This is a genomic window from Streptomyces sp. NPDC029292, assembly GCF_055569295.1.
Window position 1 is genome coordinate 39040 of the sequence record NZ_JBVHXR010000012.1, and the last position, 21629, is coordinate 60668.

General features: G+C 70.2%; 23 protein-coding genes. 13 read left to right on the forward strand and 10 right to left on the reverse strand.

Features of this window, described 5'->3' with window-relative positions:
- The first annotated feature begins 87 nt into the window (after positions 1-87).
- From ACZ4WS_RS25195 to ACZ4WS_RS25205, 3 genes are read left to right on the forward strand one after another with little or no spacing between them, the layout of a single operon-like run.
- Positions 88-990 carry a chorismate synthase gene (locus ACZ4WS_RS25195; RefSeq protein ID WP_467983574.1) on the forward strand — a complete coding sequence of 301 codons (903 nt, stop codon included), beginning with the start codon at positions 88-90 and terminating at the stop codon, positions 988-990.
- Entirely contained in the window at positions 987-2105 is a 1119-nt protein-coding gene (gene menC / locus ACZ4WS_RS25200) for an o-succinylbenzoate synthase (protein ID WP_467983576.1), read from the forward strand. Before ACZ4WS_RS25195 ends, menC begins: the two co-directional genes overlap by 4 nt.
- A gap of 42 nt (positions 2106-2147) precedes the next feature.
- On the forward strand, positions 2148-2936 hold the full coding sequence (locus tag ACZ4WS_RS25205) for a S16 family serine protease (protein WP_467983578.1): 789 nt from the start codon (positions 2148-2150) through the stop codon (positions 2934-2936).
- Here the strand turns inward: ACZ4WS_RS25205 and ACZ4WS_RS25210 are convergent.
- The 7 genes from ACZ4WS_RS25210 to ACZ4WS_RS25240 all read right to left on the reverse strand — a co-directional run bounded on the left by ACZ4WS_RS25210 (position 2933) and on the right by ACZ4WS_RS25240 (position 8112).
- The gene (locus ACZ4WS_RS25210; protein ID WP_467983579.1) at positions 2933-3112 is read right to left on the reverse strand and encodes a hypothetical protein; all 180 of its coding nucleotides are present in this window, start codon (positions 3110-3112) and stop codon (positions 2933-2935) included. The genes ACZ4WS_RS25205 and ACZ4WS_RS25210 overlap by 4 nt on opposite strands.
- An 11-nt stretch (positions 3113-3123) precedes the next feature.
- Positions 3124-3708 carry an ArsR/SmtB family transcription factor gene (locus ACZ4WS_RS25215; RefSeq protein WP_467983580.1) on the reverse strand — a complete coding sequence of 195 codons (585 nt, stop codon included), beginning with the start codon at positions 3706-3708 and terminating at the stop codon, positions 3124-3126.
- Between the two features lie 100 nt (positions 3709-3808).
- On the reverse strand, positions 3809-4774 hold the full coding sequence (locus ACZ4WS_RS25220) for a glycine betaine ABC transporter substrate-binding protein (protein ID WP_467983582.1): 966 nt from the start codon (positions 4772-4774) through the stop codon (positions 3809-3811).
- The gene (locus tag ACZ4WS_RS25225) at positions 4771-5640 is read right to left on the reverse strand and encodes an ABC transporter permease (RefSeq protein ID WP_467983584.1); all 870 of its coding nucleotides are present in this window, start codon (positions 5638-5640) and stop codon (positions 4771-4773) included. The genes ACZ4WS_RS25220 and ACZ4WS_RS25225 overlap by 4 nt, the downstream gene beginning before the upstream one ends.
- A complete protein-coding gene (locus ACZ4WS_RS25230) occupies positions 5637-6881 on the reverse strand; it encodes a betaine/proline/choline family ABC transporter ATP-binding protein (protein WP_467983586.1) in 1245 nt (414 codons plus the stop codon). Before ACZ4WS_RS25230 ends, ACZ4WS_RS25225 begins: the two co-directional genes overlap by 4 nt.
- Positions 6874-7521 carry an ABC transporter permease gene (locus ACZ4WS_RS25235; protein ID WP_467983588.1) on the reverse strand — a complete coding sequence of 216 codons (648 nt, stop codon included), beginning with the start codon at positions 7519-7521 and terminating at the stop codon, positions 6874-6876. The genes ACZ4WS_RS25230 and ACZ4WS_RS25235 overlap by 8 nt, the downstream gene beginning before the upstream one ends.
- A 120-nt stretch (positions 7522-7641) precedes the next feature.
- The gene (locus tag ACZ4WS_RS25240; protein WP_467984008.1) at positions 7642-8112 is read right to left on the reverse strand and encodes an Lrp/AsnC family transcriptional regulator; all 471 of its coding nucleotides are present in this window, start codon (positions 8110-8112) and stop codon (positions 7642-7644) included.
- Positions 8113-8234: 122 nt separating this feature from the next.
- Between ACZ4WS_RS25240 and hppD the strand changes: the two genes are divergently transcribed.
- The 5 genes from hppD to nthA all read left to right on the forward strand — a co-directional run bounded on the left by hppD (position 8235) and on the right by nthA (position 11566).
- Complete coding sequence (hppD, locus tag ACZ4WS_RS25245) at positions 8235-9380, forward strand: 4-hydroxyphenylpyruvate dioxygenase (RefSeq protein WP_467983590.1); 1146 nt, start codon at positions 8235-8237, stop codon at positions 9378-9380.
- Positions 9381-9500: 120 nt separating this feature from the next.
- A complete protein-coding gene (locus tag ACZ4WS_RS25250; RefSeq protein ID WP_467983592.1) occupies positions 9501-10400 on the forward strand; it encodes a phage baseplate protein in 900 nt (299 codons plus the stop codon).
- A 9-nt stretch (positions 10401-10409) separates the two neighbouring features.
- The gene (locus ACZ4WS_RS25255; protein WP_467983594.1) at positions 10410-10712 is read left to right on the forward strand and encodes a hypothetical protein; all 303 of its coding nucleotides are present in this window, start codon (positions 10410-10412) and stop codon (positions 10710-10712) included.
- On the forward strand, positions 10705-10992 hold the full coding sequence (locus ACZ4WS_RS25260; RefSeq protein WP_467983596.1) for an SH3-like domain-containing protein: 288 nt from the start codon (positions 10705-10707) through the stop codon (positions 10990-10992). The genes ACZ4WS_RS25255 and ACZ4WS_RS25260 overlap by 8 nt, the downstream gene beginning before the upstream one ends.
- The gene (gene nthA, locus ACZ4WS_RS25265; RefSeq protein ID WP_467983598.1) at positions 10982-11566 is read left to right on the forward strand and encodes a nitrile hydratase subunit alpha; all 585 of its coding nucleotides are present in this window, start codon (positions 10982-10984) and stop codon (positions 11564-11566) included. Before ACZ4WS_RS25260 ends, nthA begins: the two co-directional genes overlap by 11 nt.
- Positions 11567-11587: 21 nt before the next feature.
- On the opposite strand, the gene ACZ4WS_RS25270 is transcribed toward nthA, so the two are convergent.
- Positions 11588-13141, reverse strand: a complete 1554-nt coding sequence (locus ACZ4WS_RS25270) for a tetratricopeptide repeat protein (protein WP_467983600.1) — start codon at positions 13139-13141, stop codon at positions 11588-11590.
- Positions 13142-13233: 92 nt separating this feature from the next.
- On the opposite strand from ACZ4WS_RS25270, the gene ACZ4WS_RS25275 reads away from it, so the two are divergent.
- On the forward strand, positions 13234-14640 hold the full coding sequence (locus ACZ4WS_RS25275) for an FAD-binding oxidoreductase (protein ID WP_467983601.1): 1407 nt from the start codon (positions 13234-13236) through the stop codon (positions 14638-14640).
- Between the two features lie 21 nt (positions 14641-14661).
- On the opposite strand, the gene ACZ4WS_RS25280 is transcribed toward ACZ4WS_RS25275, so the two are convergent.
- Complete coding sequence (locus ACZ4WS_RS25280) at positions 14662-15135, reverse strand: SsgA family sporulation/cell division regulator (protein WP_467983603.1); 474 nt, start codon at positions 15133-15135, stop codon at positions 14662-14664.
- A gap of 268 nt (positions 15136-15403) precedes the next feature.
- Here ACZ4WS_RS25280 and ACZ4WS_RS25285 point away from each other — a divergent pair, with 268 nt between their 5' ends.
- Entirely contained in the window at positions 15404-17113 is a 1710-nt protein-coding gene (locus ACZ4WS_RS25285; protein ID WP_467983605.1) for an RDD family protein, read from the forward strand.
- 67 nt (positions 17114-17180) lie between these two features.
- The gene (locus ACZ4WS_RS25290; RefSeq protein ID WP_467983607.1) at positions 17181-17867 is read left to right on the forward strand and encodes an RDD family protein; all 687 of its coding nucleotides are present in this window, start codon (positions 17181-17183) and stop codon (positions 17865-17867) included.
- Between the two features lie 45 nt (positions 17868-17912).
- On the opposite strand, the gene ACZ4WS_RS25295 is transcribed toward ACZ4WS_RS25290, so the two are convergent.
- Positions 17913-18248 (reverse strand): hypothetical protein, encoded by a 336-nt coding sequence (locus ACZ4WS_RS25295; RefSeq protein WP_467983609.1) that lies wholly within the window; start codon positions 18246-18248, stop codon positions 17913-17915.
- A gap of 458 nt (positions 18249-18706) precedes the next feature.
- On the opposite strand from ACZ4WS_RS25295, the gene ACZ4WS_RS25300 reads away from it, so the two are divergent.
- Together ACZ4WS_RS25300 and ACZ4WS_RS25305 are read left to right on the forward strand one after the other, a co-directional pair.
- Entirely contained in the window at positions 18707-21061 is a 2355-nt protein-coding gene (locus ACZ4WS_RS25300) for an immune inhibitor A domain-containing protein (protein ID WP_467983611.1), read from the forward strand.
- 121 nt (positions 21062-21182) lie between these two features.
- Complete coding sequence (locus tag ACZ4WS_RS25305; RefSeq protein WP_467983613.1) at positions 21183-21512, forward strand: hypothetical protein; 330 nt, start codon at positions 21183-21185, stop codon at positions 21510-21512.
- Positions 21513-21629: the final 117 nt, after the last annotated feature.

A 21629-nucleotide genomic window follows, 5' to 3' on the forward strand; every position in this document is an offset into this window, starting at 1 on the left:
TCGGGTTGGCCGATCTCATCAGGAACGTACGCGTGTGTTGTCCTGATGCACAACGTGAGCGCCGCCACGAGCTTCGAGACTCGACCCATGACAGGCATGACAGGCAGGGCAGGAGCCACCGGCGTACGTGATCTCGCGGCGGACGCCGCCCGCGCGGCCGGCGTCACCCTCCGTACCGTCCACGACGTCACCGGCATCGCCGCCGTGACCGACTTCTTCAGCGACGTCTGGCAGACCCCGCGCAGCACCCCGCCGTACCCGGCCGAGGTGCTGCACAGCCTGGTCCACGCGGGCGGCGCGGTGCACGCCGCCTACGACGGGACCCGGCTGGCCGGAGCCTCCGTGGCCGTCTTCGGGCCGCCCGCCGGGGCGGACGTGTACTCCTTCGTGGCCGCGGCCGCCGCCTCCGACCGCGGGGTCGGACACGCCGTGAAGGAGGCCCAGCGCGCCTGGGCCCTGGAGCGCGGCGCCCGCACCATGCGCTGGACCTTCGACCCGCTGGTCGGCCGCAACGCCCGCTTCAACCTGGTCAAGCTGGGCGCCACCGGCACGGAGTACCTCGTCGACTTCTACGGGCCCATGGCCGACGGCGTGAACGACGGCGACGAGAGCGACCGGCTGACGGTGACCTGGGATCTCGCCGCGCCCCGGACCGCCGTACCGGAGGAGGACCGCGACGGCGCGCCCGCCACCCACAGGGCTCCCGACGGCGCCCCCCTCGCCCGCCGCGACCTCGACGAACGCCGCGTCTGGTGCCGCGTCCCGGACGACATCGTCAAGCTGCGCGCCGCCGATCCGCTGCTCGCGCTGCGCTGGCGGCACGCAGTCCGGGAAGTCTTCACGGAGGCCTTCGCCGAAGGGTTCACCGCCACGGCGATGTCCCGGGACGGCTGGTACACCCTGACCCGCGCCACGGGACTGACCGGCGCCACAGGACTGACCGGAGCCACGGGGCTGACCCGCGCCACAGAGGAGAACACCCCCGCATGAAGCTCGAACGCGTCGAAGTCGTCCACATCGCCCTCCCTCTCGTCACCCCCTTCCGTACGTCCTTCGGGACCATGACGACGAAGGACACCTTCCTCCTCCACGTCGTCACGGACGTGGCCGAGGGCTGGTCGGAGTTCGCCGCCGACCCCGAGCCGCTGTACTGCTCGGAGTTCGTGGCCGGTGCCGAGATCGTGCTCCGTGACTTTCTGCTGCCGCGCGTGGCCGCCCTTCCCGACCTCACCGCCGCCGCGCTCGCCCCCGCGATGGCCAAGATCAAGGGGCATGAGCTGGCCAAGGCGGCACTGGAGACGGCCGTGCTCGACGCCGAGCTGCGCGCCCACGGCATGCCGCTCGCGACCTACCTCGGTGCCGTCCACGACCGCGTACCCGCCGGAGTCTCCGTCGGCATCAAGGACTCCGTCCCGGCGCTCCTTGACGACGTCGAGCGCTACCTCGCCGAGGGCTACGTCCGCATCAAGCTGAAGATCGAACCCGGCTGGGACCTGGAACCCGTACGGGCCGTGCGCGAGCGCTTCGGGGACGCGCTGCCGCTCCAGGTCGACGCCAATACGGCGTACTCGCTGGCGGACGCCGAACACTTGCGGAAACTCGACGCGTTCGGGCTGCTGCTCATCGAGGAGCCGCTGGAGGAGAACAACCTCCACGCGCACGCCCAGCTCCAGAAGCGCATCGCCACCCCCGTCTGTCTCGACGAGTCGCTGCACAGCGCCCGCGACACCGCGTCCGCGATCGCGATGGACGCGTGCCGGGTCGTCAATGTGAAGCCCGCCCGGGTCGGCGGCTATCTGGAGGCCCGCCGCATCCATGACGTCGCGCACGCGCACGGGGTGCCGGTGTGGTGCGGCGGCATGCTGGAGACGGGCATCGGCCGCGCCCCCAACCTCGCCCTCGCCGCCCTCCCCGGCTGCACCCTCCCCGGCGACACCTCCGCCTCGAGCCGTTACTTCGCGGAGGACATCACCGAGCCCTTCGTCCTGGCGGACGGCCATCTGCCGGTGCCGCGCACGCCGGGCATCGGTGTCGAGCCGTTGCCGGATGCCCTGCGGCGCTTCACGACGGCGAGGCGAGACGTGTACGGAGGGAGCGTGCGCTGACCGGCCCCCGGCCGAAACGCGCCCTCGCGTTAGATTGATCCCGTGCTCTCTCGCCTCACGCGCCCCAAGGCCGTCGCCGTCTGCGCCCTCCCCGTCGTGGCTCTGCTCGCCACGGCGGTGTTCGCGCCGCTGCCCTTCTCCTTGACGCAGCCCGGCATGACGGCGAACGTCCTCGGCGAGAACAAGGGCGACCCGGTGATCACCATCGCCGGGGCGCCCACGCGGGACACCAAGGGACAGCTGCGGATGACGACGATCGAGGCGACGGGCCCCGACGCGCACGTCGGCCTCGGCGACGTGCTCGACAGCTGGTTCCGCACCGACCGTGCGGTGATGCCGCGCGACTCGGTCTACCCCAGTGGTGACAGCGTCAAGGAGATCGAGCAGCACAACGCGGACGAGATGAAGAAGTCCCAGGACACGGCCACCGAGGCGGCGCTCTCGTACCTTCACGAGAAGAACGACGTCAAGGTCACGCTCAAGCTTGCCGACGTCGGCGGGCCCAGTGCCGGTCTGCTCTTCACGCTCGGCATCATCGACAAGCTGGACGGCGACGGCAGTGGCGGCGACCTCACGGGCGGCCGCACCGTCGCGGGTACGGGGACGATCGACGCCGACGGCACGGTCGGCGCGGTGGGGGGCGTCGCCCTCAAGACCCAGGCCGCCCGGCGCGACGGCGCGACGGTCTTCCTGGTCCCGAAGGCGGAGTGCTCGGACGCGAAGTCGGAGCTGCCGAAGGGGCTGCGGCTGGTTCCGGTGACCACTCTGAAGGGTGCGGTGGACTCCCTGGTGGCCCTGGAGAAGGGGAAGGGCTCGGTTCCGAGCTGTTAGTGGGCGACCGCCATCCTGGGCGCGGCGGCGAGACGCAGGCCCACCTCTACGAGGGTCCAGCCGAGGCGGGTGCGGAGTTCGCGCGGGGGCTTGGCCTCGGTGGCGAGGCGGTGGGCGTCGGCCTGGGCGCGGAGGTCGGCGGTGTGGTGCTGGGCCAGCAGGGTCTCGTTGTACATGGTGGAGCCTCTCAATCCTTGTTGATGGGGAAGAGGTGCGTGTGGATGCGTACCTGCTCGGCCTCGGGAGTGTCCTTGTCGGGGACGAGGTCCCGGTAGCCGTCGATCAGCTCGTGCATCTTGTGGATGAGCTCGCCGGCCAGCTCCGGCGTCAGCCGTAGCGTCGCGTCGCTCATGTCGGAAGAGCGGGACCATGCCTCGGCCCAGTCGCCCCGGGTGCCGAGCCAGGTGGACAGCTCGCGGGCGTGGGTGCCGGCGACCTCGTGCAGGAACACTTCGGCCAGTCCCCGCACCTCCGGGCCGGCGTCCTTGAACTCGGCGCTGTCGAAGACCAGCGCCTGGTCCACCGCCTGCCACCAGCGCTCCCGCCCCTTGCCGTGCTCCGGGGCGTCCTCGACGAAGCCGTGGGCGGCGAGCTGGCGCAGGTGGTAGCTGGTCGCGCCGCTGGACTCGCCGAGCCGCGCCGCCAGTTGGGAGGCGGTGGCCGGGCCGTGGTGCCGCAGCGCGTCCAGCAACTGCATCCGCAGCGGGTGCGCGAGGCCGCGCAGCGAGCGGGCGTCCAGCCGCCGTTGGTTCCGTTCTTCGTGCTCCGTCATGAGTACAAAGGTAGCGTTGCAAAGAAATCCTTGCAAGGACTTCTTTGCAACGTCTTCTTTGGGAGCCGGCTGGTCCCCTCCGCCTCGCCGCGGGGGGCCCTCAACCCTCCTTGACGAACCCCTCCTGCTTCATCCAGTCCAACGCCACCTGATGCGGATCCTCCCCGTCCACGTCCACCTTCGCGTTCAACTCCTGCGCCACCGCGTTGTTCAGCTTCTTGGTGACCGGGTCGAGGACCTCCGCGATCGCCGGATACTTCTTCAGGGCCTTGGAGTTGATCGCGGGAGCGGCGTTGTAGTTGGGGAAGAACTTCTTGTCGTCCTGCATCACCACGAGGTTCATCGACTTGATGCGCCCGTCGGTGGTGAACACCTCTCCGTACGTGCAACTCCCCTTCGCCACCTGGGTGTAGATGATCCCGGTGTCCATCTGCGTGATGTTCTTCGCGGGCACGTCCATCCCGTACGCCTTCTCCATGCCGGGCAGCCCGTCGGCCCGGTTGGCGAACTCGCTCTCCACGCAGAGCGTGACCGCGCCCGGGTTCGACTTGGACAGCGCGGCCACGTCCGACAGCGTCTTCGTGCCGTACTTCTTGAAGTTGGCCTGGTTCATGGCGAGCGCGTAGGTGTTGTTCAAAGTTGAGGGCGGCAGCCAGGTCACGCCGTTCTTCAGGTCGGAGTCCCGCACCGCCTCCCACTGCTTCAGCGGGTCGGCGATGGGCGTGCTGTTGCCGAGGTAGGTGATCCAGGCGGTGCCCGTGTACTCGTACATGCCGTCCGCGTCGCCGCTCCTCACGGCCTCGCGGGCGCCGATCGACCCCTGGATGCCGGTGCGGTCGAGGACGTCCGCGCCGGCCGCCTGGAAGGCGATGCCCATGATCGCGCCGAGGATCAGTTGCTCGGTGAACTCCTTGGAGGTGACGGTCAGGTGGGCGCCCTTGAGCGGTTCGCCCTGCCCGATCGAGCCGGGCTTGACGTTGTCGACCATGGGGGAGCCGCTGGTCAGCCCGCAGCCGGGGGCCAGCAGCAGCCCACCGGCGACCACGCATGTCACGAAGCGCCTCATGAGCCCGCCTCCAGCCCGCGCGGCCTGAGCAGCAGTTCCGCCAGCGAGGCCAGCCAGTCGACGAGCAGCGCGAGCGCGATCGTGAGGATCGCGCCGAGCACCAGCACCGGCATGCGCTGGGTGGTGATTCCGGTGGTGATGAGGACGCCGAGACCGCCTCCGCCGCCGAAGGTGGCGAGGGTCGCCGTGCCCACGTTCAGGACGAGGGCCGTCCGCACCCCGGCGAGGATCAGCGGTACGGCCAGCGGGAGTTCGATCCGGGACAGGACGCCGAGCGACGACATGCCGATGCCGCGCGCGGCCTCCAGGAGCGTCGGGTCGTTGGCCTTCAGCCCGGCGATCGTGTTGGAGAGGACCGGCAGGATGGCGTAGATGGTGATGCCGATCAGGGCCGCTTTCTGGCCGGTGCCGAGCCAGATGACCAGCAGCGCCAGCAGGCCGATCGCCGGGGTGGCCTGCCCCATGTTGGCGAAGGTCATCGCGATCGGGGTGGCCTTCCGGAACGCCTTGCGGGTGAGCAGGATGCCCAGCGGGATCGCGATGATCAGCACGAAGAACGTGGAGATCACGGTGAGTTGGATCTGCTGCCACAGGGCTTTCGACACCTGGCCGTTGGACAGGGCGTTCTCGGAGATCGTGTCGAGGTGCGCCTGCTGGAACCAGATCCAGGTGGCGAGCAGCAGGGCCGCGATGACCACCGGCAGGATGGTCAGCTTCTGCCAGGTGATCCGGGGCTTGAGCGTGACGACCGGCGGCGGGGCCTCCTGCTCGGCCTCGCCCTCGTCGCGGAACGCGAGCCCCTTGACGTCGTGCTCGCCCTCGGGGCGCGAACTGTCCGCGTCGAGCGGTGCCTTGGGACCGTTCACGCCTTCACCTCCCCGCCGTCGACACCCTCCTGCTCGACGTGGGTCTGCTGGGCGCGCGCCTCCTCCAGCTCGTGCTGGTGCTCCATCGCATCGAGCCGGTCGGCCTCCAGCAGCTCGTGCACGGAGTTCATCAGCGTCTCCATGTCGACGACGCCGATGTACTCGCCGCGCCGCCCGGTGACCGCCACCCGGCCCGTGTTGTCCGTGAGCACGGCCTCCAGGGCGTCCCGCAGCGTGGCGTCCCGGGTCACCGTGTCGTGCACCAGCGTGCCCGCCCGCGCCAGTGAGCCCTTGGCGCGCATCAGGTCGCCGCGCCGCAGCCACTTGTAGGGGCGGCCCCGCTTGTCGAGCAGCAGGATCTCGTTCGTACCGCTGGAGCGGAGCTTGTTGAAGATCTCCTGGAGCGGGTCGTCGACGGTCACCGTCGGATAGTCGGTGACCTCCACATCCCGTACGCGGGTGAGATTGAGCCGCTTCAGCGCCGCCCCCGCGCCGACGAACCCGGACACGAAGTCGTCGGCCGGGTTGGTGAGGATCGCCTCCGGGGTGTCGAACTGCGCGATGTGCGAGCGCTCGCGCAGGACCGCGATCCGGTCGCCCAGCTTGATGGCCTCGTCGAAGTCGTGCGTCACGAAGACGATCGTCTTGTGCAGCTCGCGCTGGAGCCGGATCAGCTCGTCCTGGAGGTGGTCGCGCGTGATGGGGTCCACCGCCCCGAAGGGTTCGTCCATCAGCAGCACGGGCGGGTCCGCGGCGAGCGCCCGTGCCACGCCCACGCGTTGCTGCTGACCGCCGGAGAGCTGGCGCGGATAGCGTCCGTGGAACTCGGCGGGATCGAGCCCGACCAGGTCAAGCATCTCCTCGACCCGCGACTTGATCCTCGACGTCGGCCAGCCGACCATCTTCGGTACCAGTGCGATGTTCTGGGCGACCGTCATGTGCGGGAAGAGCCCGGAGGACTGGATCGCGTAGCCGATCTTGCGGCGCAGCTTCACCGGGTCCATGTCGGTGACGTCCTCGCCGTTGATGCGGATGCGGCCGCTCGTCGGCTCGATGAGCCGGTTGATCATCTTCAGGGTGGTGGACTTCCCGCACCCGGACGGGCCCACGAAGATGACCAGTTCGCCCGCGCCGATCTCCATGTTGACGCTGTCCACGGCGGGATCGCGGCTGCCCGGATACCGCTTGGTGAGGTTCTCCAGCTCGATCGTGGCGCCAGTGGTGGACGCGGACTCAGGCACGGATCCCCCTCGGGATGGTCAGCCGTCCGATGAGGACGTACGCGGCGTCGAACAGCAGCGCCAGGATGATGATCCCGAGCGTGCCCGCGAGCACCTGGTTGAGCGCGTTCCTGCTGCCCAGGGAGCCGATGCCGCGGAAGATCTCGTTACCGAGGCCGGGTCCGGAGGCGTACGCCGCGATCGCCGCGATGCCCATCAGCATCTGTGTGGAGATCCGGATGCCGGTGAGGATCGGCGGCCAGGCGAGCGGCAGCTCGACCCTCACGAGACGGGCGAGCCGCGACATCCCGATGCCCGTCGCCGCGTCCACGAGCGAGGGATCGACCCCGCGCAGGCCCACGATCGCGTTGCGCACGATCGGCAGCAGCCCGTACAGGGTCAGCGCGATGACGGTCGGCGGGACACCCAGGCCCACGATCGGGATGAGCAGACCGATCATGGCGAGCGACGGGATGGTCAGCAGGGTGGACGTGGTGGTCGTGGCGAGGTTCCCCGCCCACTCGCTGTGGTAGGTGGCGACGCCGATCACTACGCCGATGGCCGTCGCGACGACCATGCACTGGAAGACCACGCTGGCGTGTTGGTACGCGTCCGTGAGCAGCTGCTGATGGCGGCTGCTCAGGAACTCCCAGAAGTTCACTGAAATTCACCTCGCAAAGCCGCTCCGGACGACCTGCCTTTCGGCCGGAGGTCCGGGGGTTGTCCCTCGGGAAGACACAGCACCGGACCTCACCCTCGACGGCCCGGGATCACCCGAGCGTCAGGAATCTCCCGACGCCTGCTCCACCAGCGGGATGATCCGCAGCGGAACGGGGTTCTCCATGACGATCGCCGTGGAGGCCCGGACGATGCCATCAAAACCGACAACCCGGTCGATCACACGTTGAAGATCGGCGTTCGAGCGGGCCACCAGACGGCACAGCATGTCCCCGCTGCCGGTCGTCGTGTGCAGCTCCAGGACCTCCGGGACGGTCGCCAAGTGCGCCCGTACGTCCGCACCTTGCCCCTGCCGGATCTGGAGGGTCGCGAACGCCGTGACGGGGTACCCGAGCGCGGCCGGGTCCACTTGCGGCCCGAATCCCCGGATGACTCCGTTCGACTGAAGCCGGTCGAGCCGCGCCTGCACGGTGCCGCGCGCCACCCCGAGCCGCCGGGACATCTCCAGCACGCCGATGCGCGGCTCCTCGGCGAGCAGCACGATGAGCCGGGCATCCAAATGATCGATCGCCATACGGGTCTCCGAGATGGTCATCCTGTACAGAAAGCCCGGAGGGACGGGCCTCACGCTGAGCACATTGCCCAGCTGATTTCCAAACTATTGCGCACCTTGCGGAACGGAGGGAGCCTGCCGCCATGACTCAGACCACCCACCACACTCCCGACACCGCCCGGCAGGCAGACCCCTTCCCGGTCAAGGGAATGGACGCGGTCGTCTTCGCCGTCGGCAACGCCAAGCAGGCCGCGCACTACTACTCCACCGCCTTCGGCATGCGGCTGGTCGCCTACTCCGGACCGGAGAACGGCAGCCGCGAGACCGCGTCGTACGTCCTCGAGAACGGCTCGGCGCGCTTCGTCTTCACCTCCGTCATCAAGGCCGCCACCGCCTGGGGCCACTTCCTTGCCGAGCACGTGGCCGAGCACGGCGACGGCGTCGTCGACCTCGCCATCGAGGTCCCGGACGCGCGCGCCGCGTACGCGTACGCCGTCGAGCACGGCGCCCGCTCGCTCGCCGAGCCGTACGAGCTGAAGGACGAGCACGGCACGGTCGTCCTCGCGGCGATCGCCACGTACGGCAGGACCCGCCACACCCTGGTCGAGCGGACCGGCTACGACGGCCCCTACCTCCCCGGCTTCGTGCCCGCCCAGCCGATCGTCGAGCCGCCCGCCCACCGCACCTTCCAGGCCATCGACCACTGCGTCGGCAACGTCGAGCTCGGCCGCATGAACGAATGGGTCGCCTTCTACAACAAGGTCATGGGCTTCACGAACATGAAGGAGTTCGTGGGCGACGACATCGCGACCGAGTACAGCGCGCTGATGTCGAAGGTCGTCGCCGACGGGACCCTGAAGGTCAAGTTCCCGATCAACGAGCCCGCCATCGCCAAGAAGAAGTCCCAGATCGACGAGTACCTGGAGTTCTACGGCGGCGCGGGCGTCCAGCACATCGCGCTGAACACGAACGACATCGTCGAGACCGTACGCACCATGCGCGCGGCCGGGGTGAAGTTCCTGGACACGCCCGACTCGTACTACGACACCCTGGGGGAGTGGGTCGGCGACACCCGGGTCCCCGTCGAAACGCTCCGCGGGCTGAAGATCCTCGCCGACCGCGACGAGGACGGCTACCTGCTCCAGATCTTCACCAAGCCGGTCCAGGACCGTCCCACCGTCTTCTTCGAGATCATCGAACGGCACGGCTCGATGGGCTTCGGCAAGGGCAACTTCAAGGCGCTGTTCGAGGCGATCGAGCGGGAGCAGGAGAAGCGGGGCAACCTGTAGGTCAGCTGTGGATCAGCGCGCTTCGGCGCGCTGAACTTGCAACCGTAGAAGGCCGGTTGGGACTCTCAGGTCCTGTGGACGCCGTCCGGGCGCCCACAGGACATGGGAGGACAGGGCCTCATGGGGGAGACACCGGCCGGCACCACCACCGCCGAGGGGCACATAGACCTCGCCACACCGGCCGTCCGCCGGCTGTGGAAGAAGGCCACGCTCCAGGAGGGGACGGTTCTGCAGTCCTTCGCCTTCGACGAGGTGAACAAGCGGCTGTACGTCCTTCAGGTCGCGCCGGGCGGCAGGGAACAGGGCAACCTGTGCCTGACCAGGCTCGACTACGAGGGCAACCGGCTCGGCCACATGTACCTGCCGCGCTTCGGGCACGGCGTGAGCATCGGCGTCCAGAACGCCTCCGACGGCACGGTCTGGATCTGGACCGAGGCGCGGGCGGTGAACGGATACGGCAAGGGCGTCACCCGCTTCCGCTTCGTCGACGGCGTCACCCGCACCCTCGACAAGGTCAAGGTGCGCCTCCCGATCCCGGGCTCCATCAACAACCAGCCGTCCGTCTGCATGGCGAGCAACCGCATCGCCGTCCGCCACCGCCTCAAGGGCAAGGCGCGCTACCGCGTCTACGACCTCGACACCTTCGTCGCGGGCGACTACTCGACCCACCTCGCCGACTTCCCGCAGACCGGCGCCCACCCGGACTCCAAGGTCCCCTTCCAGGGCTACGCCCTGCACGGCGACCACCTCTACCAGCTCGCGGGCACGGCGTACGACGACGCCACCAACCCGCGGTCGGGCCACGGCAACGCCTACCTCTCCTGTCTCGACATCCGCACCGGCAAGCTGCTCCAGCAGGAGCGGACCGAGGCCGGGTACTCGCTCGACTACCGCGAACCCGAGGGCCTCGCGGTCCGGCGCCAGGGCGGCCCCCGGCTGTACCTGGGGCTCGCCTCGGGCGACGCGGGAGCCCGCAGGTTCTCGCTCTACTACAAGCCGCGGACGCCCCCGGAGTCATAGTCTGGCCGCATGGCCAGGATCAACGACGTGGGCGGCATGCAGGGCTTTGGCGCCGTCGACACCACCGACGACACCGAGCCCTTCCACGCCGACTGGGAGGCCCGGGTCGTCGGCCTCTTCAACGCCCTGCGCGCGCAAGGGCTGTTCAACACGAACGAGTTCCGGGACGCCATCGAGTCGATGCCGCCCGCGGAGTACCTCGCGGCGTCGTACTACGAGCGATGGTTCCGCGCGATCTGCGCGCTGCTGGAACGCAAGGGGGTCATCGCGCCCGGTGAACTCGACCTCGTGGCGGGCGAATCCGATGACTGACCGCTTCGCGCCGGGCGCGCGCGTGCGGACGTACCGCCACGACCCGCCGCACCACACACGTCTCCCGCGCTACGCGCGCGGCAAGCGCGGTGTCGTGGTCGAACCGGAGGGCCGGGCCCCGCTCGCGGACGTCAGCTCGGCCGGCCGCGGCGACGCGCCCGTCGAGCAGGTGTACGCGGTCCGGTTCGCGGCGCGCGAGCTGTGGGGCGAGGGCGAGCACGACGTCGTACTGGACCTGTGGGAAAGCTATTTGGAAGAGGACCGGGCGGATGAGCGGTGACCACCACGACGACGCGCTGATCTCCCGGAGGGTGCGACGCCTGGAGACCCTCCTGGAGGAGAAGGGGGTGATCTCGGGCGGGGCGCTGGACGAGGTGATCGACGCGTTCCTTGCGGGCTCGTCCCCGGCGAACGGGGCGCGCGTCGTGGCCCGCGCCTGGGTGGACCCGGCCTTCAAGTCCCGCCTCCTGGCCGACGGCACGGCCGCGGTCCGCGAACTCGGCTTCATGGAGGGCTCGTTCCAGCGGCTGCGCGTCGTGGAGAACACGGAGTCGCTCCACAACGTCGTCGTCTGCACTCTCTGCTCCTGCTACCCCCTCCGTCTCCTCGGCCCGTCCCCGAGCTGGTACAGATCCGAGTCCTACCGCTCCCGAGTCGTCCGCGAACCCCGCACCGTCCTCGCCGAGTTCGGCCTCACCCTCCCGGCCACCACCGACATCTCGGTCTGGGACTCCAGCGCCGAGACCCGCTACATGGTCCTCCCGCGCCGCCCCGCGGACACGGAGTCCCTGACCGAGCCGGAACTCGCGGAACTGATCACCCGCAACGCACTGATCGGAACGGCGGCGGTCTGAACGTGGGCCGCGCCCCCGCGCTCAACGGGACCCCGAGGGCCTCGGCGCGGGGGCCGGCGCGCGCTGTGGCTGTGGCTGCGGCTGCTCCGGCGTGGCCTGCTCCGAGGAGTCGTCCGGCTCCTCACCCGGCGCTACCGCCGGAGGATCGCCCAGTGCCGTCAGCGCCTGCTTGGCCAAGGGAGCAAGAAGCGGGGAGAAGTACGGGTTGATCCGGAGGGCCTCGGCGAGGTGGCGGCGAGCCGAGCTGGTGCGCTCCAGGTCGCGTTCGATCTGGCCCCGGTGATAGGCGTACAGGGCGCTGCGGACGCCGCCCCCGTGCTCCGTGTCCATCGCCTTCGTGGCGAACTTGATCGCCTCCTCGTTGTCCCCGGCCCGGTGCAGCGCCCAGCCCAGCGCGTCCGCGACGGGAATGCCGGGGTGCTGCTCCCACTCGGCGCGCAGCCGCTGCACCGCCACCATCGGGTCGCCGTGGTCCGCCTCGAAGAGCCCGAGGATCAGCTCGTCGTCCACACCGCCGGCGCTCTCCTGCCGCACCCGCTCCAGCAGCAGGTCGTACTGCGCGCGCGCGTCCTTGACGCGCCCCAGCTTCTGGTACAGCTCACCCAGCTCCAGCGCGTACCGCGGCTCGGGCCGCCCGGCGAGCGCCGACCGGTACGCGCGCAGCGCCTGCGCCGTTCGCCCGAGCGCCACCAGCGCGCGCCCCTTCCCGGCGAGGGCCCCGTGCTCGTCGGGGGCGGTGCGCAGCGCGGCCTCGTAGTAGTGCAGCGACTGCTCCGCATCCCCGCGCTCCCACGCCAGCGCACCGGCCTGCTGCAGAAGGGCCGCCTGCTCGGACGGCGTCCGCGCACTCGCCGCCGCGTCGGTGAGCGCGGCCGCCGCGTCCTCACGCCAGCCGCGGTCCCGGTAGACCTGAGAGGCCCGCGCCATCACCGTCGGCCCCTTGTTCAGCTCCAGCAGGTCGTCGAGGGTCTCGCGGGTGGCCTTGTAATCCCCGAGGCCGGTGTACGCGTCGAGCAGCAGCGGATACGTCGTCCACCGCTTCGGCGCCAGTTCCAGGGCCTCCTCGCCCCAATCCTTGGCCGCCTGGAAGTCCCCGCGCGCGTCGGCGAGCGCCGCGAGGCCCTCCATCGCCTCCACGTTCCCCTCCGGCCGGGCGTCCAGCGACGTACGCAGCGCCTGCTCGGCCTTCGGGTAGTACGTGGGCGTCGCGGTCCGCTGCGCCTGCTGCACGTACGCCGTACCGAGCACCGCCCACGCCTGCCCGTCACGCGGATGGGCCCGCAGATGGGCCTCATGGTCCTTGATGAGCGCCGCCAGATCGGGCAGCGCGACGGGCACCATGGCGCTCACCGCCGTCTTCGTCTGGGCGAGCGGGCCCAGCGCGGGCGGCGCGGGCGGCGCGGGCGGCGCCGCGGTCTCCGGCACCGAGGGCAGCAGCACCAGCACACCACCGAGTACGACACAGCCCGCGACCACGCCGATCAGCGCGCGCTTCAGGACGCGGGAGCGGCGCGGCCCGGAAGGCTCCTGGGGATGCAGCCCGCTGAGAACCGGCTGTCGCTCTTCGATCTCCATGCCGCTCACTGTGCGTCAATACGACGACCACATCCCGGCACGCGAAGGGTTCCGCGGACGGGGTTCACACCGATGGCCCCGGGTGCGACGCTGTGATCATGAGTCGTATCGAAGCCCCGCGCGACGAAGCCACCGGAAACCTCGTGGACCGCCTGCTGAGCGGCCTGCCGGCCGAAGCCGTCCTCACCGACCCGGACATCACGGCCTCGTACGCGAACGACATGGCGAGCTTCTGCGAGGCGGGCACCCCGGCCGTCGTCGTCCTTCCGCGCACCGTCGAACAGGTCCAGCACGTCATGCGCACCGCCACCGAGCTGCGCGTCCCCGTCGTCCCGCAGGGCGCCCGCACCGGCCTGTCCGGCGCCGCCAACGCCTCCGACGACTGCATCGTGCTGTCCCTGGTGAAGATGGACCGGATCCTTGAGATCAGTCCCGTCGACCGCATCGCCGTCGTCGAGCCCGGCGTCATCAACGCCACGCTCTCCCGCGCCGTGAACGAACACGGCCTGTACTACCCGCCGGACCCCTCCAGCTGGGAGATGTGCACGATCGGCGGCAACATCGGCACGGCCTCGGGTGGCCTGTGCTGCGTCAAGTACGGGGTGACGGCCGAGTACGTCCTCGGTCTGGATGTGGTGCTGGCCGACGGGCGGCTCATGTCCACCGGCCGCCGTACGGCGAAGGGCGTCGCCGGGTACGACCTCACGCGCCTGTTCGTGGGATCGGAGGGCTCGCTCGGCATCGTCGTACGGGCGATCCTGGCCCTCAAGCCGCAGCCGCCCCAGCAGCTGGTGCTGGCCGCCGAGTTCGGGTCGGCGCGGGCCGCCTGCGACGCCGTCTGCCGGATCATGGAGGGCGGCCACGTCCCCTCCCTCCTCGAACTCATGGACCGTACGACGGTCAAGGCCGTCAACGACCTGGCCCACATGGGCCTCCCGGAGACCACCGAGGCCCTCCTCCTCGCCGCCTTCGACACCCACGACCCGGCGGCCGACCTCGCCGCGGTCGGCGCCCTGTGCGAGGCCGCGGGCGCCACGCAGGTGGTCCCGGCGGAGGATGCGGCCGAGTCCGAACTCCTCCTCCAGGCACGGCGGTTGTCGCTTACCGCGCTCGAAGCGGTCAAGGGCACGACGATGATCGACGACGTGTGCGTGCCGCGCTCCCGGCTCGGCGACATGCTCGAAGGCATCGAGCGCGTCGCCGACAAGTACTCCCTGACCATCGGGGTCTGCGCGCACGCCGGCGACGGCAACACCCACCCCACGGTCTGCTTCGACGCGTTGGACCCCGACGAGTCCCGGCGCGCCCGCGAGTCCTTCGACGAGATCATGGCCCTCGGCCTGGAACTCGGCGGCACGATCACCGGCGAGCACGGCGTGGGCGTCCTGAAGAAGGAGTGGCTGGCGCGCGAGATCGGCCCGGTGGGCGTGGAGATGCAGCGGGCGATCAAGACGGCGTTCGACCCGCTGGGGCTCCTGAACCCGGGCAAGATCTTCTGACACCCGAGGACCGACCCAGGCCTACTCCCCGTCCTTGGACTCGTCCGACGGCCACGGATCGAGCAGCCACAGACCGTCGGCCGGAGTCGGCGCGAGCAGCTCGGCGAGGCCGTCGTCTATGCCGAGCTGCTCGGCCTCGGAGCCCGGGGGGACCGCCCGCACGGTGCGCTCCAGCCAGGCCGACACCTGCGCGGCGGGCGCCTCGAGCAGCGCGTCGCCGGCGGGCGAGCTCAGCGCCATCAGCACGACGCTGCGGCCCGCGACCTTCGTCGGCCACACCCGCACATCACCGTGCCCGCACGGCCGGAACACCCCCTCCACCAGCAGTTCGCGGGCGAAGGTCCAGCTGACGGGATGGTCGGAGCCGATGTGGAAGGTGATGTGGACGGCGTACGGGTCGTCGGTGCGGTAGCTGAGCCGCGCCGGGACGGGGATGCTGCGTTCGGGCGACAGGACGAGTTTGAACTTGAGCTCGCGTTCCACCACGGTGTGCATGTCGGTGCGCTTCCTTTCCGGTACGGGGCCCTGTGGGCGGGCCCGTGCAAGTGGAGAGCGCGTTGCTCCGGAACCATTACGCGGGTTCGGAGAATATTTTTCGAAGCGGGTTCCGCCCCTTCTCGGACAGCCCCGCAACTGGGCCCGCAAGAGGTGGCGGAACCTTGCTCGAAAGGGGTGGGTACGGCGGGAGCGGCAGTGACCGGTGCGCCGGTCTGATAGATGTGGAGGCTCAACACGACCCCCGAGCAGATACGGGACGACGGACATGAGCGCCCCAACCCCGGCACCCGGTGACGACAGGCCCCGCGAAGGGTATTACCCGGATCCCTCCATTCCTGGATATGTCCGGTACTGGAACGGTGCCGCCTGGGTACCGGGTACGAGCCGGCCGGCGCCGTCCGACGGCGAACCGCTCGCGCCGCCGCCCGGCGTGCGCACCGCACACGTGCCCGCTCCGGCGCCCGCTCCGGCGGAGGAGACGGGCCCCCACTTCTTCGACGAGGACCCCCAGCCCCGGGTGAACCCCGCCGAGGCCCAGCACGGCAGCAGGCCCGAGCCCGCGACCGCGTGGGGCGCCGACCGCTCCCAGCAGTCCGGCTTCGGCGGCGAACAGGACCGCCACGTGTCCTGGGGCGCGCCCCAGGGCGCCGACCCGCGCATCCCGCGCGCGGCGCAACCGGTCGACGACGTCGTCCAGCCCGACGGCGAGTCCTCCCGCACGGACGGCACCGCGACGATCCCGCCCACGGACTCCGGCAACGGCCCGCAGCCGCCCGCGTCCGGCGGCACCGTGGTGTTCCGCCGCCCCACGGGCCCGGTGCGGCCGGCAGGACCGGAGAGCGCGGACGGCACAGCGAACACGGGGTCCGCCGGGGCCACGGGCGCGCCCGGAACCGGGGGCGTCGGGCACTCCGCCGTCGCGGGCGGCCCCACCGGCAGGGGCTCGTCCGCGGGCACCGGTCCCGCCGGAGCCGCGGGACCGGGCGGCGCGCCCGGAACCGGAGCTGCCGCGGGTGCGGGGCACCCCGCCGCCACCGGCCGCCCCACGGGCACGGGCCCGGCCGCGGGCGCCGGTCACCCCACCCGCACCCCCGGCGCCCAGGACCCCCTCGCCTCCGAGGGCACCATGGCCTTCCGTGCGCTCTCCCCGCGCACGGCGCAGCAGCGCGGGGCGCAGGGCGGGAGCACGGGCCCGGCCGCCGCATCCGGCGCACCGGCTGCGGGCGGCTTCGGCGCCGGGCAGGCTGCCCAAGCCGCAGCGGCCCAGGCAGCCGCCGCTCAGGCCCCCTCCGTGCCCTCCACCCCCGCAGTCCCCCAACAGGGCGGCGGCTCCACCCCCATGACCACCGGCCCCGGCGGCGGACAGCCCTCCTGGGCCCAGCAGGTGCACCGGCTCGCGGGTGCCCCGGCCGACGAGGGGCAGCCCGTCACGCCGTGGAAGCCGCCGGTCGACGATGTGTTCCAGGCGGCCGCGCGCAGGCAGTCCGCGGCGCGTCCCGCGGGCCTCGGCAAGCGGCTGGCGGCCCGGCTCGTGGACACCGTCGTCATCGCCGGTGTCACCGCCGCGGCCGCCGTGCCGCTGGGCACCAAGGCGCTCGACCACATCAACGACAAGATCGACGCGGCGAAGCTCTCCGGCGAGACCGTCACGGTGTGGCTGCTCGACGGCACGACGGCGGGCTACCTCGGGATCGTCCTCGCCGTCCTGCTCCTGTTCGGCGTCCTGTACGACGCGCTGCCCACCGCCAAGTGGGGCCGCACCCTCGGCAAGAAGCTGTGCGGCATCGAGGTGCGCGACATCGAGGGCCACGAACCCCCGTCCTTCGGCCTGGCCCTGCGCCGCTGGCTGGTCTACAGCGTCCCGGGCGTCCTCGGGGTCGGTGTCATCGGCGTCCTGTGGTGCCTGTTCGACAAGCCGTGGCGCCAGTGCTGGCACGACAAGGCGGCCCACACCTTCGTAGCGGCGTCGACGTAGGAATTCCGGTCCCCCGGACGGCCGCTCGCCGGATGCGGAGCCGGAGGGTTCGCGGTCGACTCGGGCCATGAGTAGCGAACCGCCGCCCCCCGGTTCCGGTCAGCCGCCGGACGAAGACCCGTTCAAGAAGCAGCCTCCGTCCAGCGAGGGCGGCGGTTCCCCGTACGACAGCGCCCCGCCGCCTCCGGGCGGCGGCTCCCCGTACGACACCCCGCCGCCCCACGGGGGCCAGTACGGCGGCCCCTACGGCGGTGGCGGCCCGTACGGCGGTGGCGGTCCCTACGGCGGCGAGGATCCGCTCGCCGGGATGCCCCCGCTCGCCGACAGCGGCAAACGGGTGCTGGCGAGGATCCTCGACATGATCCTCGTGGGCATCGTGGTGTGGCTGCTGTCCTGGGCGTTCGGATTTCACCAGTACACGATGGACACGGACAAGATCAGGTTCGGCGACTCCTTCGGGAAGGAAGTGATCGCCGCCATCCTCTACGTCGCGTACGACACCGTCATGATGAGCAAGTCGGGGCAGACCCTGGGCAAGAAGCTGCTCAACCTGCGCCTGGCCAACCTCGACAACGGGGCCACGCCCTCCGTGCAGACCACACTGATCCGCTCGCTGGTCCTGTGGCTGCCGTTCGCGTTCTGCTGCGCGTGCATCTGGACCGCGATCGCGGGCGGCTGGAGCTTCTTCGACAAGCCCTACAAGCAGGGCCTGCACGACAAGGCGGCCAAGACGGTGGTGGTCAGCACCAGTTGACCGTCAGGGCGACGGCAGTGCGGTGACGACAGGCGGGTCTGTGCTTCACGGGCCCGCCGGTTCGCGTACGGGCTCGGCGGCCAGGGAGGCCGAGGCGGACACGGACGCGGTCTCGCGCTGTGCCGGGATCCGCTCGGGCACGGGAGGCGCCGCGGCGACGGGGACGCCTCCCTGTTCCCGCGAAGCCGGGAACGTGGGGGAGGGCGCGGGCTTCGGCAGCGGAACCGTCACGGCGACGAGCAGTCCGAGAGCGAGCGCCGAGAGGGCGATCACCGAGATCCCCAGGCCCGAACTCGTCTGAGACAGCAGCAGCATGGCGAGGGTCGAGAAGATCACGGTGCAGGAACCGTAGGCGAGCTGTGCGGCGGTCGGACGAGGCATGGCAATCGAGTCCTCGGTCGGGGGGCTCCCCCCGGTGCCTCTCGCGATGGGGGAGGGTGCGGATAAGTACGGGGGTGGGGCTGCGAATCGGGGGGCGACAACGGTGTCGACTTGGCAATCCGTCGACATTCCGACGCTCCGCCAAGCGACTCTATTCGCCTGCATGCCCGAGTGGAACGACCGGTAAGCGTGACCTTACCCACGGTGCCGGTGCACAGGGGGCGCACGGAGTCACCGCGTCCATCAAGTGGGCCTTCGAACGCGCCCGTTGGGAGTCATGGGGGTCGTCCGGATAGCGGACCACCGCTTCGTATAGTGCACTTGCCAGGTACAAGTCAAGATCTGTCTTTTCTTTGGCAACTCCGGTCCAATGTCGTCACTTGACACGCGTATACGCGCGCGGATCCCGTTGACCAGGACCTCTCTTCCGCGCGAACGGACGCGGGGGAGGACATCAAGTGACCAGCAGACCATGGACGTTCAGAGCAGCCGCGGTGGGCGTGGCCCTCGCGGCGGCCACCGCCACGTTCTCGACGTTCGCCGTGGCGGAGGCCGATACGACGGCCAACTCCGCCGCCGTGGACCGGCATGACCCGCAGCCGGCCAAGAGCAAGGAACAGGACGACCTCAACGGTCCCCTGAGCAAGACCCAGGACGCCCAGCGCCAAGAGGCCCTGAACCAGGTCATATCCGGCGACGCCAAGGTCCGGGACCGCAACGGCTCGCAGGTCGTCCAGCTGAAGAGCAAGAAGGGCGACAGCAAGTACGTCGAGCTCGGCCGCGAGAAGACCGACAACATCTTCACGATCCTGGTCGAGTTCGGGGACCAGGTCGACAGCAAGTACGGCGGCACGGCCGGCCCGCTGCACAACCAGATAGCCCAGCCCGACCGGGCCAAGGACAACAGCACGGCCTGGCAGGCGGACTACAACCAGAAGCACTTCCAGGACCTCTACTTCGGCACCGGCAAGAACGACGAGTCGATGAAGAAGTACTACGAGAAGCAGTCCTCGGGCCGCTACTCGGTCGACGGCGAGGTCGCCGACTGGGTCAAGGTCCCCTACAACGAGGCCCGTTACGGCAACAACGCCTGCGGCAGCAAGAACTGCCCGAGCGTGTGGAACGTCGTCAGCGACGGTGTCACCGCGTGGGTCGCCCAGCAGAAGGCGGCCGGCAAGTCCGACGCCGCCATCAAGGCGGACCTGGCGGGCTTCGACCAGTGGGACCGCTACGACTTCGACGGCGACGGCAACTTCAACGAGCCCGACGGCTACATCGACCACTTCCAGATCGTGCACGCCGGCGAGGACGAGTCGGCCGGCGGCGGTGTGCAGGGCGAGGACGCGATCTGGGCCCACCGCTGGTACGCGTTCGGCACCGACGCGGGCGCCACGGGTCCGTCCGGCAACAAGCTCGGCGGCGCCCAGATCGGCGACTCCGGCATCTGGGTCGGCGACTACACCATCCAGCCGGAGAACGGCGGACTCGGCGTCTTCGCCCACGAGTACGGCCACGACCTCGGTCTGCCGGACGAGTACGACACCAACGGCGGCGAGAACTCCACCGGGTTCTGGACGCTGATGTCCTCCGGCTCCTGGCTCGGCACCGGCAAGGAGTCCATAGGCGACCTGCCCGGCGACATGAACGCCTGGGACAAGCTCCAGCTGGGCTGGCTCAACTACGACACGGCCAAGGCCGGTATCAAGTCCTGGCACAAGCTGGGCCTCGCCGAGTACAACACCAAGTACCGGCAGGCACTGCTCGTCAACCTGCCCGACAAGGCGGTCAAGACCGAGATCGTCACCCCTGCGCAGGGCTCGACCCAGTGGTGGAGCGGCAGCGGCGACAACCTCAAGAACACGCTGACCCGTTCCGTCGACCTCACCGGCAAGGCCTCGGCCGCGCTGACGCTGGACGGCTGGTACGACATCGAGGCGGGCTACGACTACCTCTACACCGAGGTGTCGACCGACGGCGGCGCCAACTGGACCGCGCTCGACGGCACGGTGGACGGCCAGGCCATCCCGCGTGACGGCAGCGACAAGCCCGCCCTGACCGGCACGCTCGACGCCTACAAGAAGCTGTCGTACTCGCTCGACGCCTACGCGGGCAAGAAGATCGACGTCCGCTTCCGCTACCAGACCGACGGCGGCGTGGCGCAGAAGGGCTTCGCGGCCGACGAGATCGCGGTGACCGCGGACGGTTCGGCGCTGTTCTCCGACAACGCGGAGAGCGCGGACGCGGCCTGGACCGCGAGCGGCTTCTCCCGCATCGGCGCGTCCTTCACCAAGGACTACAAGCAGTACTACATCGCCGAGAACCGCGAGTACGCGTCGTACGACAAGACGCTGAAGGCCGGCCCGTACAACTTCGGCTTCCTCAACACCCGTTCGGGCTGGGTGGAGCACTACCCGTACCAGAACGGCCTGTTGATCTGGAAGTGGGACACCTCCCAGGCGGACAACAACACCGGTGACCATGCCGGCACCGGTCTGATCCTGCCGATCGACGCGCACCCGGCCCCGCTGAAGTGGTCCGACGGCACGCTGATGCGCAACCGCATCCAGGCCTACGACTCTCCCTTCAGCCTGGAGCGCACCGACGGCATCACGCTGCACACGGCGGGCGTGGCGACCAAGATCAAGTCGCAGAAGGGGGTGTCGGTCTTCAACGACCACACCAGCACCTACTACGACGCGTCGAACCCGGCCGCCGGTGTCCAGATCACTGACACCAACACCAAGATCAAGATCAGCAAGCAGGCCAAGGACGGCTCGACGATCGAGCTGGAAGTCGGCCCCGCGGTGAAGTAGCCGCTGTTTCAGCAGGTCAGAAGCGTATCGGCGGCGACCCCCTGGCGGGTCGCCGCCGATCGTGTTTAGGTGCGTCCTGTGGCTCTCTTATTGACACCGACCGAAACGGGGATGTGACCGCATGGCCGCAGGAGGTTTCTGCAAGCTGCCGAACGGCACGGTGGTGGTGGCGTTGAACCTGCCCAGCCCCGCCGCCGACGGCTCGCCCCTCGTGCGCGTACTCGTCCACGCCCAGAACCGGGCCCGCGCCCTGACGCGGCTGCGCAACCTCGGCATGCGTGCGGTCTACCTGCGGGGCAACGCGGCCCCGCCGACCCCGGACGAGATCACCGCGGTGCTGCACCACCCCGACGGCCTGATATGGCGCACGGCGCCCGACAACGGTGTCATCGTGACGGAGCTGTGGCGCCCGATCAGGGTCCTGCTGAGACGGCCGACGGCCCAGGCATAGCCGGGTGGGGGGGGGGGGGGGGGGGGGGGGGGGGGGGGGGGGGGGGGGGGGGGGGGGGGGGGGTTGTTTTTTTTTCTGTGGTGGTGTGTGTGTTTGGGGTTCGTGAGGAGACCCCTC